The 17,302-nt window shown below is 49.6% G+C and carries 16 protein-coding genes; 14 read left to right on the top strand and 2 right to left on the bottom strand.

What is annotated here, in order from left to right; all coding sequences use genetic code 11:
- Window position 1 precedes the first annotated feature (1 nt).
- The 14 genes from CI595_RS02315 to CI595_RS02250 all read left to right on the top strand — a co-directional run bounded on the left by CI595_RS02315 (window position 2) and on the right by CI595_RS02250 (window position 14,432).
- Window positions 2–931 (top strand): carbohydrate ABC transporter permease, encoded by a 930-nt coding sequence (locus CI595_RS02315; protein WP_095171301.1) that lies wholly within the window; start codon window positions 2–4, stop codon window positions 929–931.
- A 16-nt stretch (window positions 932–947) separates the two neighbouring features.
- Entirely contained in the window at window positions 948–1,799 is an 852-nt protein-coding gene (locus CI595_RS02310) for a carbohydrate ABC transporter permease (RefSeq protein ID WP_095171299.1), read from the top strand.
- Window positions 1,800–1,969: 170 nt separating this feature from the next.
- Entirely contained in the window at window positions 1,970–3,370 is a 1,401-nt protein-coding gene (locus tag CI595_RS02305) for an ABC transporter substrate-binding protein (RefSeq protein WP_095171297.1), read from the top strand.
- 59 nt (window positions 3,371–3,429) lie between these two features.
- Window positions 3,430–4,476, top strand: a complete 1,047-nt coding sequence (locus tag CI595_RS02300; RefSeq protein WP_243135079.1) for a zinc-dependent alcohol dehydrogenase — start codon at window positions 3,430–3,432, stop codon at window positions 4,474–4,476.
- 17 nt (window positions 4,477–4,493) lie between these two features.
- Complete coding sequence (locus CI595_RS02295) at window positions 4,494–5,255, top strand: hydroxypyruvate isomerase family protein (RefSeq protein WP_095171295.1); 762 nt, start codon at window positions 4,494–4,496, stop codon at window positions 5,253–5,255.
- Window positions 5,243–6,370 carry a Gfo/Idh/MocA family protein gene (locus tag CI595_RS02290; RefSeq protein WP_095171293.1) on the top strand — a complete coding sequence of 376 codons (1,128 nt, stop codon included), beginning with the start codon at window positions 5,243–5,245 and terminating at the stop codon, window positions 6,368–6,370. The genes CI595_RS02295 and CI595_RS02290 overlap by 13 nt, the downstream gene beginning before the upstream one ends.
- A 102-nt stretch (window positions 6,371–6,472) precedes the next feature.
- Window positions 6,473–6,844 (top strand): RidA family protein, encoded by a 372-nt coding sequence (locus CI595_RS02285; protein ID WP_095171291.1) that lies wholly within the window; start codon window positions 6,473–6,475, stop codon window positions 6,842–6,844.
- A 154-nt stretch (window positions 6,845–6,998) separates the two neighbouring features.
- Window positions 6,999–7,778 (top strand): class I SAM-dependent methyltransferase, encoded by a 780-nt coding sequence (locus CI595_RS02280; protein ID WP_095171289.1) that lies wholly within the window; start codon window positions 6,999–7,001, stop codon window positions 7,776–7,778.
- Entirely contained in the window at window positions 7,771–9,489 is a 1,719-nt protein-coding gene (locus tag CI595_RS02275; RefSeq protein ID WP_095171287.1) for a methyltransferase domain-containing protein, read from the top strand. Before CI595_RS02280 ends, CI595_RS02275 begins: the two co-directional genes overlap by 8 nt.
- Window positions 9,486–10,433 carry a nickel ABC transporter permease gene (gene nikB, locus CI595_RS02270; protein ID WP_095171284.1) on the top strand — a complete coding sequence of 316 codons (948 nt, stop codon included), beginning with the start codon at window positions 9,486–9,488 and terminating at the stop codon, window positions 10,431–10,433. The genes CI595_RS02275 and nikB overlap by 4 nt, the downstream gene beginning before the upstream one ends.
- A complete protein-coding gene (gene nikC / locus CI595_RS02265; RefSeq protein WP_095171282.1) occupies window positions 10,430–11,272 on the top strand; it encodes a nickel transporter permease in 843 nt (280 codons plus the stop codon). The genes nikB and nikC overlap by 4 nt, the downstream gene beginning before the upstream one ends.
- Window positions 11,273–11,274: 2 nt before the next feature.
- Window positions 11,275–12,861 (top strand): ABC transporter substrate-binding protein, encoded by a 1,587-nt coding sequence (locus CI595_RS02260; protein WP_095171279.1) that lies wholly within the window; start codon window positions 11,275–11,277, stop codon window positions 12,859–12,861.
- Window positions 12,862–12,887: 26 nt separating this feature from the next.
- Window positions 12,888–13,673 (top strand): ABC transporter ATP-binding protein, encoded by a 786-nt coding sequence (locus CI595_RS02255; protein ID WP_095171277.1) that lies wholly within the window; start codon window positions 12,888–12,890, stop codon window positions 13,671–13,673.
- 3 nt (window positions 13,674–13,676) lie between these two features.
- Window positions 13,677–14,432, top strand: a complete 756-nt coding sequence (locus CI595_RS02250) for an ABC transporter ATP-binding protein (RefSeq protein ID WP_095171275.1) — start codon at window positions 13,677–13,679, stop codon at window positions 14,430–14,432.
- Between the two features lie 122 nt (window positions 14,433–14,554).
- Here CI595_RS02250 and CI595_RS02245 read toward each other — a convergent pair whose 3' ends face one another.
- Window positions 14,555–15,433, bottom strand: coding sequence for a LysR family transcriptional regulator (locus tag CI595_RS02245; protein ID WP_095171272.1), 879 nt, complete (start codon window positions 15,431–15,433; stop codon window positions 14,555–14,557).
- Window positions 15,434–15,454: 21 nt separating this feature from the next.
- Window positions 15,455–16,681 carry an MFS transporter gene (locus CI595_RS02240; RefSeq protein WP_095171270.1) on the bottom strand — a complete coding sequence of 409 codons (1,227 nt, stop codon included), beginning with the start codon at window positions 16,679–16,681 and terminating at the stop codon, window positions 15,455–15,457.
- Window positions 16,682–17,302 lie beyond the last annotated feature (621 nt).

Here is a 17,302-nt window from a genome sequence, read left to right as displayed (position 1 = left end):
GATGACTGATAAAGGAAGGAAAAATAAGAAAATAGGGATGCAGATTTTGGACAGACATACACCGCTTCTCATGCTGCTTCCGGCAGCAGCGGCTGTCACGCTGGTATCTGTGTACCCCACATTAAAGACTATGTGGCTGTCTTTTTTCGATAAGCAGCTTTTGAAAAAAACGGTATCTTTCATAGGACTGTCCAATTATGCGGCGGCTCTTAAAAATCCGGATACCTGGCAGGTAATACTTAATACACTGTTTTTTTCGGTGGTGTCCCTGATCTTAGGTGTGGCTCTGGCCATGTTTATTGCGGTGAAACTGATCAAACCCTATCCGGGGCGGGGGTTTTTCAGAGCTATGTTCCTGATCCCGTGGGTGACGCCTCCTCTGGTGGCCTCCTTTGTGTGGAGGACCATACTGAGCGCCAACTTCAGCCCTCTGAATTCTATTCTGCTGAAGCTGGGGATCATTAAAGTGCCGGTCAGTTTTTTGGAGAGTACACAGACGTATTTCGGTTTCCTTTCTGTGCCTCTTATTATGATCACGCTTATCAATGTGTGGTCCATTTTTCCTTTTCTCATGGTGATGTTTATAGCCGGACTGCAGACTGTGCCAAAGGAATTGTACGAGGCAGCCACCATGGATGGAGCAGGGAAGATCAAGAGTTTTTGGAAGATCACGGTACCGTGTATCAGGCCAGTCATATCTGTATCCGTGCTTTTGGAGCTTATCTGGCAGTTCAATAATTTTAATATTAGCTATATGGTAACCCAGGGCGGGCCTCTGGGGCTTACAAAACTGCTTGCCGTGGAGGTTTACCAGCAGGCATTTACAAACTTCAGGTATGGATATGCATCAGCCGTCAGTGTGCTCATGATGTGCATTGCACTGGTGCCCGCAGTTATTTATATCCGCTCATCTCTGAAAGAAATAAGCTGACAGCAGGGGGAATAGTATGAGGAAAAAAGTTAAGAAAACAGGGGAGATCTTGGGACATTATCTGTCCTTGATGATTATCAGTGCGTTTGTACTGCTTCCATATTATTGGATGGTGGTGACAGCGGTGAAGCCCACAGAGGAAGTTATGGTTTCCCCGGCAACGCTTTTGCCGTCCAGGATCTCACTGGATAATTTCAGCAGAGTCTGGCAGTCAATACCCCTTGGAACATATATGAAAAATTCCCTGGTGGTGTCTGTGGCAGTCACTGCGGTGAGCGTGGTTTTTGCCACCCTGTGCGGATACAGCATCAGCAGGTATATCAGGAGGAGGGCGCAGAAAGTCTCCCTTGTGCTGATGCTCTGTACACAGTTGATACCGGGGATCGTAACCATGATAAGCCTCTATTTCATTATGTTCAATATGGGAATGACAAATACATACAGAGGGCTTATCATCGCATATACCGTGTGGGCGGTTCCCTTTTGTACCTTGATGATCAAGGGATACTTTGACGCTGCCATTCCCAGGGAGATTGAGGAGAGCGCCCGTGTGGACGGCTGCAGCCAGTTCGGAACATTTTTCAGGATCTGTCTGCCGATTTCCGTGCCGGGGATCATCTCCACTGCTATATTTGCATTTATACTGGCCTGGAATGAATACATGTGGGCAAGTATCCTTTTATCAGGCAATAAGCTGAAACCTGTGTCAGTCGGTGTCTATGATTTCATTGGACAGTACGGCGCCAATACCAAACTGGCACTCACCATGACGGCGGGAATCTTCATCACACTACCGGCGGTAATAATCTTTGCGTTTCTGCAGAAATATCTGATCAGCGGGCTCGCTGCGGGAGCGGTCAAAGGTTAATATAACGTAACTATTCAGTAGGTCTGCGCATTCACTGCGCTGACCGTAAGAAAGCATTCCGCAGCCAAGCAAAAATCCCATCGCCAAAGGCGATTCTGCATGGATTTTTGCCTGTAACGGTGAGGGTACTAAACAGTTACAATATAACAAACAAACAGGAGGAAAAAAGAATGAGAGAAAAAAGATGGCTGGCACTTGGTCTGACAGCAGCGGTGACAGCGGGGATGCTGTCCGCATGTGGGCAGGAGGCAAATCCCGGGACAACCGGAACAGAGAAACCGGAAACAGAAAAAACAGAGACAGAGGGACAGGACCAGGGCGAAGAAGACCGTACGGCAGGGGAAAAACCGTACGAAGGAACAGAACTCACTTTCTGGATGCAGAGTTACGGCAATGATCCGTCCAATCAGACAAAAGCCATGGACAAGGTGACTGCAGACTTTTTCGAGAAGACAAGGATCCAAGTGAATTATGTGATCAATGACTGGAGCAGTGCCAATCAAAAACTGACCCTTGCCTGCACCGGCGGGGAGGCGCCGGATGTTGGGGATGTGTTCTTTACCAACTCTTTTGTAGAGATGAGCTCTGAGGAATACGGGCTTATGGAGATCAATGACGTGATCGAAGAACTGGGCGGGGAGGAGACCTGGTATTCCGCAGGAAAGGATGAGGCCTGTGTGGATGGGGACTGGTATGGGGTTCCCTGGAGATTTGATACACGGGCGCTGATCTATAACACGGAGGATTTTGAAGAAGCAGGAATCACAAAAGCCCCGGAGACATGGGAGGAATTGATCGAGACTGCCGAGAAACTGACAAAGACTGATGAGAGCGGAAATATCACCCATGCGGGACTTGCCTGGTATTCGGATATGGGGCGGTATGACCAGTCCTGGTTTTCCATGCTGGCCCAGTGCGGCGGGAAGATGATGAGTGAGGATTTTTCGGAGTTTACCTTCGACAGTGAGGAGGGTAAGAAATCGCTGCAGTTTTTATCTGACTGTATTAACAAATACAATATCTGCAACAGCAGCGTGGACGCTTCCTATGATGCTCTGACTGAATTCATGGGCGGCAATGTCTCCATGGTGTTCGGCGGTGCGGCGGACAACAGAACATCCATTCTCAGCTCCGCACCGCAGATGGAGGGCAAATTTGCGGCAGCACCCCTCCCAACCGCAACCGGGGCGGAAAATGAAAACCATGCCATTGCGTTTTCGGCTCCCATTGCAGTTTTCAAGACGACAGAATATCCGGAAGCCGCCAAGGAATGGGTGAAATACTTCTGCAGTGAGGAAGTACAGCTCTATTTAAGCAAACAGCTTTCTCTTCTGAATTCTAATGTAAATGTTATGAAAGATTCTTATTTTACAGAAGATGCATGGCTGAATGCCTATGTGGAGACGTCAAAGCGCTCCCAGGCAGGCGATATGCCGCTCACAACCTGGAGCCAGCTGGATGCATGGCCCGACGGACCTATCCCGAAAATGTGCTCAGAAGTTGTAAACGGCACGGATATAGACAGTGCGATTGAGAAATGTATGAAAGGCCTGCAGGAAATCGGATTTTAACCGCATCAGAGAAATAAGGCCATTCCATACGGAAGAAAGAAAAGAGAGGACAAGAAATTATGAAAGCGATCATGTATGAGGGACCGAGGCAGTTAAAGGTAATTGAAATGCCGCGGCTGCCTTTGAAAGAAAGCCAGATCAGATTAAAAACGATCTGCTCCGGCGTCAGCCACGGAACAGAGATGAATGTGTACAGAGGCCTTGCCCCGTTTTTCAGAAAGAAGCAGGACCCGGCAACGCGCCTGTTTTTGGAGGCAGAACGGGACGAAACATGGGAGTACCCGATCAGAAGCTTTGACCCGGGCGTTTGGTATATGGGATACGCTTCGGTTGGGGAAGTGACGGAGATCGGGAACCGGGTAAAGGGCATTCAAATCGGGGATGTTGTGGCGTGCAGCGCGCCTCACCAGGAGGAAAATGTGATCCATGAGGAGGATGCGGTGGTTCTTCCGAAAGATATTCCGCCGGAAAAAGGCATCTTGCTTACCAACCTGATCACAGCGTATAATGGGATCATGGACACGCATATCAACCTGGGGGATGTTGTGGTGATCAGCGGACTGGGCGTGCTGGGACAGCTTCTGGTACAGATGGCGCGCATGAGCGGCGCGCACAAGGTGTATGGAATTGATATGATAGAAAAGAGAAGGGCGGCCGCCCTGGAAAACGGATGCGATGAAGTCTTTGATCCATCCGCAAGCGATGTGGCCCTGGAGATACGCAGACGTACTGGCTGCAGAGGGGCAGACAAAGTGATTGAAGCATCCGGAAACGGAAAAGCCCTCAATGAGGCCATACGCATTGCAGCGCCGGAGACTACAGTGACGGCACTTGCCTGGTACCAGGGCGCGCTGGCTGACGTGAACCTGTCGGAGGAATTCCACCACAACCGCATAGGCATAAAACAGTCCCAGACAGGAGCTGTGGACCCGTCCTTTTCCAATCTGTGGAATTACGGGCGGAGAGTGGAGACCTGTATCGAGATCTTAAGACATCTGAAAACAGATAATCTCATGGACCGGTTTGTATATGAAGACATTGCCAAAGCGTACAGGATCATTGACAAAGAGCCCGGACAGGTCATACAGGTTATGCTCACTTACTGACAAAAGGAGGAAAAAAATTGAAAATTTCTGTGTGTGTGGACGCAGTCTATGCCGGGGAGGACATCAAAGCTGCTATTGATGACGTGCTGGCAAATGGGCTTGATACCATTGAATTTTGGGGCTGGGAGGATAAGGATATACAGGCGCTGGAGGAATATCAAAAGGAAAAAGGATTCCGTGTGGCAGCTTTCTGCACAAAATTTATCAGTCTCACAGACCCGGGTCTTCGGGATGATTATGTGAAAGGCCTGGAGGAAACTTTGAAAATAGCGGAGCGTTTAAACTGCAGATGTCTGATAACACAGACAGGAGCAGATACAGGGGCGGAGCGAATGCTCCAGAGAGAGTCCCTGATCCAAGGACTGAAGGCCTGTGCCCCGCTTCTGGAGAGGCAAGGTGTCACATTGGTGGTGGAGCCTCTGAATATAAGGGTGGACCATCCCGGCTATTTCCTTTCCGGATCCGGGGAAGCGGCAGAGATCATAAAAGAAGTGGGAAGTCCAAATGTAAAAATGCTGTTTGACATTTATCACCAGCAGATCACAGAAGGGGATTTGATCCGGAGGATCCGGGAATATCTTCCTTATATCGGTCATTTCCATGCTGCGGGCAATCCGGGACGGCATGAGCTATATCAGTCGGAAATCAATTATCCGTATGTTTTTCAGATGGTAGGCCGGGAGGCATATGACGGATACATAGGGCTGGAATATTTTCCGGAGGATGCGCCGGGGGCAGGGTTTGCCTATGCAAAGAAGGTGGCAGAATGCAAAGCGTGAGAACAGCGGTGGTGGGATGTGGTGTGATCAGCCAGGTTTACCTTCAGGCATTTCAGGAAAGATTCCGTATCATTGAGCTTGCCGCCTGCTCTGATATAGATAAGGAAAAGATGGAGCGCACAGCCGAATCCTATAATATCCGTCCCATGCAGTGGCAGGAGATCCTGGAAGACAGGAGCATGGAACTGGTGGTGAACCTGACAAATCCGGCGGTGCACTATCCCCTTACGCTTCAGGCTATAGAAGCGGGGAAACACGTATTTTCCGAAAAAATGCTGGCAGTCACTTTTGAGGAAGGGCGTGAACTGTGCTGCCAGGCGGACAGACATCAGGTCCGTCTGGGAGCAGCACCTGACACGTTTCTGGGCGGCGGTATCCAGACGGCTGCAAACGCGGTGCGCTGTGGGATGGCAGGGGAGATCCTCAGCGGCGTGGTCTCCCTCACAAGGGATTACAGAGTTCTGGGAGAAATCCTGCCCCATCTGAACCGGAAGGGAGGTTCCATTCTGTATGATATGGGCTGTTATTACCTGACGGCTTTGTGCAGCATACTGGGACCGATCCGGAAGATCAGCGCTTTCGGAAGAAATACAAATCCTGTGCGATTGGGAAACCGGGTGGGAGGTCCGCTGTTTGAGAAGGAAATTGTGGTGGAGGACTGTAATGTACTCACGGCTCTGCTGGAATTTGCCTGCGGGACACTGGTCACCTTCCATTTAAATGGGGCGTGTACTGCGGATGAAACATTTCATCTGGAGCTTTGCGGCAGCAAAGGGATCCTGCGGCTGGGAGATCCCAATACCTTTGACGGGAAAACAGTCCTGCAAAAAACAGGCGGTCCACCTGTCACCCTCCCTTACACACATGGGTATCAGGAGCAGTCAAGAGGACTTGGGGCAGCGGAGATGGCCTGGGCCATCCGGAAAGAAAGGCCCCACAGAGCCGGAAAAGAGATGGCGCTCCATGTGCTGGAGGCAGCCCAGGGGATGACAAAGAGCCTGGAAACAAGCTGTATTTATACTATGACAACTGCATTTTCCATTCCGCAGCTCCTTCCTGAGGGATATATCGGAAAGGGATTTTGGGGACATACGGAGGAAACTGCACTGCTTTGACTTGACCGTTCCCTTTTAGAAACGTATAATATATACATTCCCCCGGATATTCCAGTCAGGATAAAGGGGAAAGGATTTGTATTTCAGAAGGGAGATTTTTTTATGAAGGTAGTAAGCACTGAAAAGGCTCCGGCAGCAATCGGACCATACTCACAGGCAATGATCGTAAACGGAGTGGTATTCACTTCCGGTCAGATTCCCATTGACCCGGCTACAGGTGAAATTACAGCAAAGACCATTGAGGAGCAGGCAGAACAGGTAATGAAGAATCTGGGCGAAGTGTTAAAAGAGGCGGGAAGCAGCTATGAAAAAACAGTTAAGACAACCTGTTTCCTGTCAGATATGGGCGATTTCGCCGCTTTTAATGAAGTATACGGAAAATACTTCACAGGCAAACCGGCACGTTCCTGTGTTGCAGTAAAGACACTGCCTAAAAACGTGCTGTGTGAAGTGGAAGCCATCGCTGAAATTTAAACGTGTTGCTGTACAAGAAGCTGCATTGAAGCATACAGTAAACCGTAACATGAGAGAATGCCATAATCCCCCCATGGGGCTTGTGGCATTTTTTATGTTCTGATAAAGTAATAAAACAAGGAAAAAAAGATATTTTAGCGAAAAGGAAGAAATTATGGAAAGACTGCTGGAGAAAATAGAGAAATACTGGAGTACCCGCACAGAAGGGTATTCGGAAGTGAACCATAAGGAACTGGAAGGGATGCAGAAGGAGGCCTGGCTGGAAGTGCTGGAGGCAGAATTTCCGGCAGTGCCCAGGGAGGAGATTAAGATACTGGACATTGGCACAGGCCCCGGCTTTTTCCCTATTATCCTGGCAGAAGCCGGATACCCGGTTACCGCTGTGGACTACACCCGGGAGATGCTGGAGAAGGCAATGGAAAATGCGGGAAGTCTGTGTGAAAAAATAGATTTTTACCGGATGGATGCCCAGAATCTGGGATTTGAGGATAACACCTTTGATGTGGTGATCTCCAGAAACCTGACCTGGAACCTGGAAAAACCCGAGCAGGCTTACCGGGAATGGCACAGGGTACTGAAGCCGGGCGGAAAGCTTCTGAATTTTGATGCCAACTGGTATGGTTATCTCTATGATGAGGAGAAGCGGGATGCTTATGAGCAGGATAGGAAAAACGTGGAGCAGTTAAGTCTGGATGACCATTACCTGTGCACAGATATTGACGCCATGGAGCAGATTGCCCTTCAGATGCCCCTCTCCGCCCAAACGCGTCCGGGCTGGGATATGGAAATACTGAAAAAGACAGGATTTGCGGAGATACACACAGACATTTCAGTCTGGGAGAGGGTATGGAGCAAAGAGGAAAAACTCAACTATGGTTCCACACCCATGTTTATGATAAACGGACGGAAAGGGGACAGCAAAGTCTATGCTTAATACGAAAACATTTACGCTTGGAAATATGAAAGCAGAACCAGGGGAAACCTGCAGCGGTTTTCTGGAGCTGGCAGAAGGAAAATTTAAACTTCCCACAACCATATTAAACGGGGAGAAGCCGGGAAAAACGGTTCTTATCATGGCGGGTGTTCACGCAGGGGAATATGTGGGCATCCAGGCTGCCATTGAATTATCGGAAAAATTGAAGATCAACAAAATCAACGGAACGGTTGTCATCATGAAAGTAGTATGCAGAGATGCCTTTGCGTGCAGAGGCGGCAGCCTGGGGTTGGAGGACGGGAAGAATTTGAACCGGGAATTTCCCGGAGACCCCAAGGGAACTCCAACCCAGCAGCTTGCCTGGGCAATGACACAGGAGGTATTTCCGGCGGTTGATTTCTGCATTGACCTGCACAGCGGCGATGATTACGAACAGCTTACCCCTTATGTGTATTATGCGGGAAAGGCGGAGGAACGGATCGTGGCTATGTCGCGAAAAATGGCGGAGCAGGTGGATGTGCCCTATATGGTGCGGTCCACGGTTGCCACAGGGGGTGCCTATAATTATGCGGCGCATACCGGTATTCCGGGTATTCTAATTGAGAGAGGCGGTATGGGAGGCTGGACCATGGAGGAAGTCCGTTCTACCAGAAGAGATGTGCGGAATATTCTCTGCTCACTGGGCATTTATGAGGGGCAGAGGGATTACCGGGTCTATTATCCTCTTGATGTGGTGGATATCAGATATCAGGCCGCCTCTGCTGCCGGATGCTGGTATCCCTATAAGATGCCGGGGGATATGATTCAGGGTGGGGAGGTTCTGGGTACGGTAAAGGACTATGAAGGGAATGTGATGGAGGTCTGCCGCGCGGAATGCGACGGCGTCATTCTCTATCAGACAGGCAGTCTCCAGGTCCTGGAAAACGGCCCAATGATCGCTTATGGAAGGATTGTCAAAAATTTTGATGACAGAAAAGAGCGAATCACGGAATATTGGGCAAAGCGCAGTGAGAGCTTTATGGAGCAGAGGAGAAGAGAACTGAAAAGCCCTCTGGCAGAGCGCTGGCTTGGGGAAATCCGGCGCAAGCTTCCGGCAGGAAAGAAATTAAAAATTCTGGATGTGGGATGCGGTTCCGGCTTCTTTTCCATTCTCCTGGCTAAACTGGGACACGAGGTGACGGGAACAGATCTGACCCCGGAGATGATCGTCAATTCCAAACAGCTTGCAAAGGAAGAAAATGTATCTTGCCGTTTTCTGGTCATGGATGCAGAGAAACTGGAATTTGAGGATGGCAGTTTTGACGTTGTCATCTCTAGGAACCTGACCTGGACCCTGCCCCATGTGAAGGAAGCTTACGGGGAGTGGATGAGAGTGCTGAAAGCGGAGGGGATCCTTTTGAATTTTGACGCCAATTACGGTGCCAGTAACTTTGCGGACACTTCGGAACTGCCGGACAGCCATGCCCACCATACGCTGGGGGAGGACATGATGCAGGAGTGTGAGGAGATCAAGCGCCAGCTCCCCATCAGTTCCCGTGTCCGTCCGGCCTGGGACGTGGAGACGCTGGGGCAGATGGAAATAGAAGAGATTTCCATAGACTTGGGGATCAGCAGGCGTATTTATATTGAAAAAGATGAGTTCTATAATCCAACACCGATTTTCATGATCTGCGGAAAAAAGTGTGAGTTACAAAAAGGAATGAGGAGATGAAAAAGTACATAATAAAAAGGCTCCTGCAGCTGATACCTATTTTGATCGGAATCACGCTTTTGTCCTTTGTTCTGATGCAGGCATCTGCCATGGACGCAGTTGATGTGATGGAACAAAATACAGGCGGTTCCATGTCTGATGCCGAGAAGGCAGCTGCAAGGGAAGAACTTGGACTGGACAAGTCTCTTCCGGAACAGTATGTTGTGTGGTTAAAGGGTGTACTCACGGGAGATATGGGAAAGTCTTTTGTTTCCGGACAGCCGGTATTTACCACATTTGTGTCAAAACTTCCGGCTACCATTGCATTGGCAGCCACCTCAGTTTTGATGACCGTATTGATTTCCATTCCCCTTGGAACCTTATCGGCTGTAAAACAAAATCATTTTTGGGATCATCTGATACGTTTTCTCAGTTTTATCGGTAACTCCCTCCCGAATTTTTTTGTGTCTCTGCTGCTGATCTATATCTTTTCCCTAAAGCTTGGCTGGTTCCCTGTGATGGGGAATGCCCAGGGGTGGAAAAGTATCATTCTGCCAACGCTTACCCTGGCTCTGGCAATGGCGGCCAAATATACCAGACAGGTACGGGCCACAGTGCTGGAGGAGCTGAATAAAGAGTATGTGCAGGGGGCAAGGGCGCGAGGGGTACGGGAGAAGAAGATCCTTTATTTCAGTGTGTTGAAAGCATCTATGCTAACCATTGTAACGCTGCTGGCATTATCTATCGGTTCTCTACTTGGCGGCACTGCCATTGTTGAATCTATATTTATGTGGGACGGCGTGGGAAAAATGGCGGTCGATGCAATTACCATGCGTGATTATCCTGTGATCCAGGCATATGTGATCTGGATGGCAGTTATCTATGTGCTGGTGAATCTTGTTACGGATCTGATCTATTGCTTCCTGGACCCGAGAATACGCATAGGACAGGAGGCCGGCGGATGATAAAGAGAGACCATACAAAACTAAAATGCATTATTTTGTCCGTATTGGTGGGGGCAGTGCTCCTGGCTGCAGTGTTTGCCGAATCTCTTGTTCCCTATGATCCCTATGCCCAGGATTTGGGAAATGCCCTGAAACCGCCCGGAGGAGCACATCTGCTGGGAACAGACCGTTATGGAAGGGATATGCTGTCCAGGGTAATCATGGGGGGACAGACAACCATATTCTCATCTCTGCTGCTGGTGGTGATCACCATGACTGCAGGCACTGTGATCGGAGTATTTTGCGGTTATCACGGGGGTAAGACAGATACGGTGCTTATGAGGATATCCGATGTTTTTCTGGCGTTTCCGGGCATGGTTTTTGCCATAGCGGTTGCGGGGGTCACAGGGGGCGGAGTCATGAATGCAGTGGTGGCTCTGGCATGTATATCCTGGCCGAAATTCGCCAGGATTGCCAGGAGCCAGGTCATGACCATGAAAGAAGAACCGTTTATTGCAGCGGCCAGGCTTGCCGGGTCCGGTACAGGGAAGATTTTGGTTAAGCATATGCTCCCCAATATTGCAGGGCCTATTCTGATCACCGGTGTCCTGGATATCGGTACCATGATGATGGAGATAGCGGGCTTATCCTTTCTGGGGCTGGGGGCAGTCCCTCCCATTGCGGAGTGGGGCTCTATGATGAGTAACGGCAGAAGTATGCTTCAAACATCCCCGTGGGTGATTCTTGCGCCGGGGTTTGCCATATTTCTTACGGTCATGCTGTTTAATTTATTAGGCGATACAGTGCGGGATGTTATGGATCCCCGAAGAGATCAAAGACATCAGAAAAAGGGAGATTAGACATGTTTAAAAATAGGATATTTCATAAAAAGGCAGGCGCCGCGGTCTTGACATTTTGTGTGACCGCAGCACTTTTATCCGGCTGCACAGGTGCAAAAGCAGAAGCGGAAGGGAGCAGTCCGGCTAAAGAAGACGGGGAGAAGGTGTTAACTTATGGGGACACCACATTCAATGCCGAGAACGATGAATCGGATGTGGATCCTCACAACGGGTATTCCGGATGGGCCTGTATCCGCTACGGCATAGGGGAGACTTTGTTTAAATATTCCGATAAAATGGAACTGGAGCCATGGCTTGCCACAGAGTATGAATCGGTGGATGAGAATACCTGGAAGATCACGCTGAGAGATGACGTGTCTTTTACCAGCGGGCGCAGGCTGGACGCGCAGGCGGTAAAGGAATGTCTGGATGATCTGGTGAGCGTCCATGAAAGAGCAAAGGGAGATTTAAAAATAAAAGAGATTTCCGCGGACGGACAGACACTGACCATTGTCACGGAAGAACCGGTACCGGCATTGATAAACTATTTGTCTGACCCTTATGGCTGTATCGTTGATATGGAAGCCGGTGTTACGGAGGATGGAAATGTGGCAGGAACGGGTCCTTATATTGCCACGGAAGTGAAGACAGACGTTGGTCTTACTTTGGTAAAAAATGAAGATTACTGGGATGGGGAGCCGAATCTGGATACCATCTATGTGAAGACCATTTCAGACGGCGATACCATGACCATGGCCATGCAGTCCGGTGAACTTGATGCGGCTTATGGTCTTCCCTATGCAAGCCTGCCGCTGTTTGCCCAGGAGCCTTATACCATATCATCGGTGGAAACTTCCCGTTCTTTCTTTGGACAGATAAATTATAAGACGCCGGCCCTTCAGGATGAGAAAGTAAGGAAAGCCATTGCTATGTCGATTGATAAAGAAAGCTTTACCGAAACACTTCTGGACGGAAACGGGACAGCGGCCGCAGGGCCTTTTCCCGCCAATTTCGCCTTTGGTGATGATACGGTGACGGCTCCCGGGTATCAGCCTGAGGAAGCAAAAAAATTACTGGCTGAAGCAGGATGGGCGGACAGCGACAAAGATGGATATGTGGATAAGGACGGAGAAAATCTCACCATACGCTGGGTGACGTATCCAAGCCGCCAGGAACTTCCCCTGCTGGCAGAAACGGTGCAGGCTACCCTCAAGGAGGTTGGAATCAAAGTGGAGGTCAATTGTTCTGCTGATTTCCAGAGTTTTCTGGACAGCGGAGACTGGGATATCTATGCCGGGGCATTTGTCTGTGCACCTACCGGCGACCCGGAATACTTTTTCACCACACACTGCCTGGACGAATCCTCCAAAAACAGAGGCTGTTACCACAGCGATAAACTGCAGGAACTGGAAAATCAAATGAAGGCAACGTTTGATACGGATGAGAGAGCAAAACTGGCTACGGAGATGACGCAGACCATCCTGGATGACAATGCATTTATTTTTGCCTCTCATCTGAGAATGTCCATTGTCTCAGGAAAAGGTGTGACAGGTCTGGAAGCGCATCCCTGTGATTACTATGAGATTACAGTAGATCTGGATAAAAATTAACAAAAGGATCAGAAAGGACGGGAAATGTGGGACAGCCTATTTTAGCGGTGGAGCATCTGCAGATATGTTATGCGGGACAGCCTGTTTTGGAAGATGTAAACATGACTCTGGAACCAGGCCGGATCCTTGGGATCGTAGGGGAGAGCGGCAGCGGAAAAAGTACATTGATCAGAGCGGCCATGGGACTGTTGGGCAGTGACGGAGCAGTGACGGGCGGCCGTATCCTTTACAAGGATAAGAATGTCACAGAACTGAAAGGGGAGGAACTGCGTAAGCTGCGGGGCCCCCAGATGGGGATGATCTTCCAGAATACAGGGGCATCCCTTTGTCCAATCCGCACAATAGAAGACCAGCTTTATGAGTCTGTTCTCCAGCATGAGAAAATATCCAGAAGGGAGATCAAAGAACGGGCTATGGACCTGTTTGATAAGATGAAGCTTTTGGATGGAGAGAGGATATTAAAGAGTTACCCTTTTGAACTTTCAGGGGGCATGAACCAGAGAGTGGGGATCATGATGGCTATGATCCTCAAGCCGGCTCTTCTCTTTGCCGATGAGCCTACCAGTGCACTGGATGTAACGGTACAGGCACAGGTGGTGCGGGAAATGATGAAGATGAGAGAACTGTTCGGCACAACCATTGTCATTGTCACCCACAATATCGGCGTGGTAGAGTACATGGCGGATAAAGTTGCTGTCATGCACCGGGGCAGGCTGGTGGAATATGGGGATACAAAAGAAGTGATAAAGCATCCCAAGGAAGAATATACCAAAAGATTAGTCAGTGCCGTGCTGCGGATCCACAGAGGTTAGGTTATGGATAAGATACTGGAAGTTAAGAACTTGAAAAAAACGTTTTATAAAGCAAAGCATGTCTGCCCGGCTGTGGATGATGTGAGTTTTTCCGTGAAGGAAGGATCCTGCGTGGGTATTGTGGGGGAGAGCGGATGCGGAAAAAGTACCATTGCCAGAATGATCACCTGCCTTACAAGACCGGATGCCGGGAGTGTACTTCTGGACGGACGGGAAATGGTGGGCGCGGGGAGAAAGCAGCTGAGGGATTTGTACCGGAATGTACAGATGGTATTTCAGACACCCCAGGATTCTTTTGATCCAAGACGCAGTCTGGGAGACGGCATTACGGAGGGGATGCGGAATTATGGAATGAAGAGAAAAGAAGCAGGGAGAAGAATGAAGGAGCTTCTTGCCATGGTGGAGCTGGAGGAGAGATATGCGGCCCGTTATCCCCATGAGGTCAGCGGAGGGCAATGCCAGAGGGCGGCTATTGCGAGAGCTCTTGCTGTCAATCCCCGGCTGCTCATCTGTGATGAAGCAACCAGTGCCCTTGATGTGACGGTGCAGTCTCAGATCATCACCCTGCTTCAAAAGCTGAGAAAAGAAATGGGACTTTCCGTACTCCTGATCTGTCATGATCTGGCGCTGGTCCAGAACTTTTGTGATCATGTGCTGGTGATGTATCAGGGGAAAATCGTGGAGGAAGGGACTCCGGATGAGGTGATCATGCGCCCGAAACAGGAATATACCAAATTGTTGATCGACTCTGTTTTGTAAAAATGGGACGGTTTCTTTACACGGTATGTTGTTATTCTACGGGAACAGGTAGGAAGCCCCGGTTTTTCATCGCCGGGGCTTCCCACGGATCCATGACAATAGAAACTCAGCGAAGCGTACTTTTAATCGTTGAAATAAGCCAGAAATTTATTAGCTGCCGCGGAAGTGCTCTGCTGTTCGGTGTAAGCCAGGACCAGATGCCTTTTGGGCAGCTCTTCTTTTATCTGAAGCCGGTACAGGCCTTTTTTTCTCTGGTCCAGGACAAAATCAGGGACAAAGGCAATTCCAAGGCCGATATATGCCAGATCCAGCAGAAGGTCATTGCTGGATAATTCCACTTCAGGGGTCAGGTTCAGGCCTTTTTGCAGAAACAGACTGTGGAGAAATTCGCTGGTAGTGCTTTTTTTACTGAGCATGAGAAGCGGGTACTGATGCAGATCTGTCAGGGACAGTTTTTGGTCCGCAAGATCAAAGTAATGCCTGTTGGCGGCAAACACGTCCCGGAAGGTCAGGATGGTTTTGTAGTGTTCCTTTATCTTTAACCTGGAGTTGGGGTAATTGCAGACAATAAAATCCACCTGTCTGTTTTCCAGCAGCTCCACGCAGCCGATGGAGGTGGCATTGGTGACTTTGATGTGGATATCCGGGAATTCCTGGTGAAAACGCCGCAGATAGGGCACCAGAAAATACCGGCAGATGGTGTCGCTGGCGCCGATCCTGAGAGGCGCCTCCGCGGAGGCGGTGTGCATAAGCTGGTTTTCGCCTTGAAGGAGCAGGGAGACAGCGGGCTGCACATGACGGAAAAGGGTTTCCCCCTCCGGTGTCAGCTCCACTTTTTTAGTGTTGCGCACAAAGAGGGGGTGTCCGAGTTTTTGTTCCAGGGATTTTATAGACTGGCTGACAGCAGACTGTGAGATAAAAAGCTGTCTTGAAGCCTCCGAAAAACTCAGGGTGGAGGCTACGTGGTAAAAGACTTTATATAGTTCAAAACTGATATCCATAAAACACCTCCGGTTCTGTGCTTATTCCTGACTTCTCAAATCTCCGGCCGCAGCTGCATCTGTTGTCTTTTCTTTTGCAGAGTTTTTCTGCAGACCCAGCATGACTATAAATAAAAGGGCCGGGAACACAAGGGCTGCCAGGATCCCTGTCTTCATGGAACCCACGGCGTCTGTGACAAACCCCACAACAAAAGGGCCTGCGGAGCATCCCACGTCACCGGCCAGGGCAAACATGGCGTACATCATGGTGCCTCCCCCACGGCAGAGAACAGCGCCCAGGGAGAATAATCCGGGCCACATAAGTCCAACGGAAAAGCCGCACAGCGCGCATCCTGCCAGGGAAAGAAGGGGGATTGGGGACAGGCTGGTGATGAGATATCCCACGATACACAGTGCGCTGGTTCCAAGCAGACCGTGGCGGATATTCAGCTTGTCACCTTTGATCCCGTAAAGAAGCCTTGAAAGTCCCATGAAGAAAGCAAAGGCACAGGGGCCCAGAAGGTCGCCTACGGTTTTGCTGACACCGAGTCCGTCCTCAGCAAATAAAGAGGACCATTGGCTTACGGCCTGTTCCGATGCGCCGGCACATATCATCAGCAGAAAAAGAACCCAGAAAATGCCGCTTTTGAAGACTCCTCCGGGGCGTTTTGTCTCCTCGTCATCGCCCTCAATGCTGTAGATGGGGATCTTTAAAAACATCATACAGGTGAACAGCGGGACCAAAGCCCAAAGAGACGGGAGATACCGCCAGGAATCAATGCCGATCGCCACGAAGAACAGGGTGGAAAGGATCACCACACCCATGTGTCCCCAGCAGTAGAAGGAGTGAAGAAGGCTCATGGCGGATTCTTTATTCTCACTGGGACAGGCTTCCACGATAGGGCTTACGATGACTTCCAGAATACCGCCGCCGATGGCGTTGAAGGTCATGCAGACCAGGATGCCGGCGTAGGCGTTTGGAAGGACAAAGGGAAGCCAGGAAAATCCTGTGAGTCCCAGGGTTGTTACAAGAAAAGAAGTGATGCCGACTGCCCGGTAGCCTACCTTTTTTATGATTCCCGGTGCCAGAAAATCTATGAGGATCTGGATGCAGAAATTTACGGTGATCAGCAGGCTGATCTTCTCAAGGGAGATGCCGAATTGGTTGTGGAAGGTGAGGAATAAAAGGGGCGGAAGGTTGTTGACGATGGCCTGGGTGATGTAGCCAAGGTAGCAGCCGTATATGGTGTGTTTTGCGGTTAGTTTCATGTGTGAGTCTCCTTAGTGAAATTGATGGCTTACTTGAGTTTAGCAAAGGGGGTGGGGCAAGTCAATGGGTTTTGTGAAAAAACCAAAGTGGTGCGGATGGGTGGAAGCGGACGGAAGTGTCTGGGGGAGGGTCTGGGGAGCCATATGCCTGTGAGCGAAGCGTTCCGCTGCCACGGAGCTAACCTGCTCCCATTTGCTAAATTCATCGGCAGTGGCCTCTTCATTAAGTAACTGGGGCAGGTGGATCTCCGCGGCGCTCCACTATACATCGCTCACAGGCATATGGCTCCCCAGACCCTCCCCCAGACACTTCCTGTTCTTGGCTGTTGATATGGTTATTCTTTCAGGGATAGTAGCCAAAAGTGTATAAAACACTTCGGCTTAGAGTGTTATTTTGGTGGTAAAGTTCGTTATCTTGACATTGGGGGGACTTGTTGTAAGATGTTGTTAGCAGAAATGATACTATGTGTATTATGGCACAAAGGAATCCCTGGAGAGCGGCTACTCTTCGGGGATTCTTTTTTTGATCAAATGACCGTGGATATGGTTTACCAGCGGATGGTAGCCTCTTTGATTTGTCAACCAATGATGAAAAACTCTTTGATAATGCCGGTAACATAT

It is taken from the genome of Blautia hominis, assembly GCA_002270465.1.
In the GTDB taxonomy this organism is placed as follows: domain Bacteria; phylum Bacillota; class Clostridia; order Lachnospirales; family Lachnospiraceae; genus Blautia; species Blautia hominis.
Note: the sequence above shows the minus strand (reverse complement) of the source record. Positions and strands in the feature narration are given on the sequence as shown.

What these genes read in the sequence shown, in the direction of transcription:
- CI595_RS02315 (WP_095171301.1), top strand. Translation starts at nt 2, where the DNA reads ATGACTGATAAAGGAAGGAAAAATAAGAAAATAGGGATGCAGATTTTG.
- CI595_RS02310 (WP_095171299.1), top strand. Translation starts at nt 948, where the DNA reads ATGAGGAAAAAAGTTAAGAAAACAGGGGAGATCTTGGGACATTATCTG.
- CI595_RS02305 (WP_095171297.1), top strand. Translation starts at nt 1,970, where the DNA reads ATGAGAGAAAAAAGATGGCTGGCACTTGGTCTGACAGCAGCGGTGACA.
- CI595_RS02300 (WP_243135079.1), top strand. Translation starts at nt 3,430, where the DNA reads ATGAAAGCGATCATGTATGAGGGACCGAGGCAGTTAAAGGTAATTGAA.
- CI595_RS02290 (WP_095171293.1), top strand. Translation starts at nt 5,243, where the DNA reads ATGCAAAGCGTGAGAACAGCGGTGGTGGGATGTGGTGTGATCAGCCAG.
- CI595_RS02285 (WP_095171291.1), top strand. Translation starts at nt 6,473, where the DNA reads ATGAAGGTAGTAAGCACTGAAAAGGCTCCGGCAGCAATCGGACCATAC.
- CI595_RS02280 (WP_095171289.1), top strand. Translation starts at nt 6,999, where the DNA reads ATGGAAAGACTGCTGGAGAAAATAGAGAAATACTGGAGTACCCGCACA.
- CI595_RS02275 (WP_095171287.1), top strand. Translation starts at nt 7,771, where the DNA reads ATGCTTAATACGAAAACATTTACGCTTGGAAATATGAAAGCAGAACCA.
- nikB (WP_095171284.1), top strand. Translation starts at nt 9,486, where the DNA reads ATGAAAAAGTACATAATAAAAAGGCTCCTGCAGCTGATACCTATTTTG.
- nikC (WP_095171282.1), top strand. Translation starts at nt 10,430, where the DNA reads ATGATAAAGAGAGACCATACAAAACTAAAATGCATTATTTTGTCCGTA.
- CI595_RS02260 (WP_095171279.1), top strand. Translation starts at nt 11,275, where the DNA reads ATGTTTAAAAATAGGATATTTCATAAAAAGGCAGGCGCCGCGGTCTTG.
- CI595_RS02250 (WP_095171275.1), top strand. Translation starts at nt 13,677, where the DNA reads ATGGATAAGATACTGGAAGTTAAGAACTTGAAAAAAACGTTTTATAAA.
- CI595_RS02245 (WP_095171272.1), bottom strand. Translation starts at nt 15,433, where the DNA reads ATGGATATCAGTTTTGAACTATATAAAGTCTTTTACCACGTAGCCTCC.
- CI595_RS02240 (WP_095171270.1), bottom strand. Translation starts at nt 16,681, where the DNA reads ATGAAACTAACCGCAAAACACACCATATACGGCTGCTACCTTGGCTAC.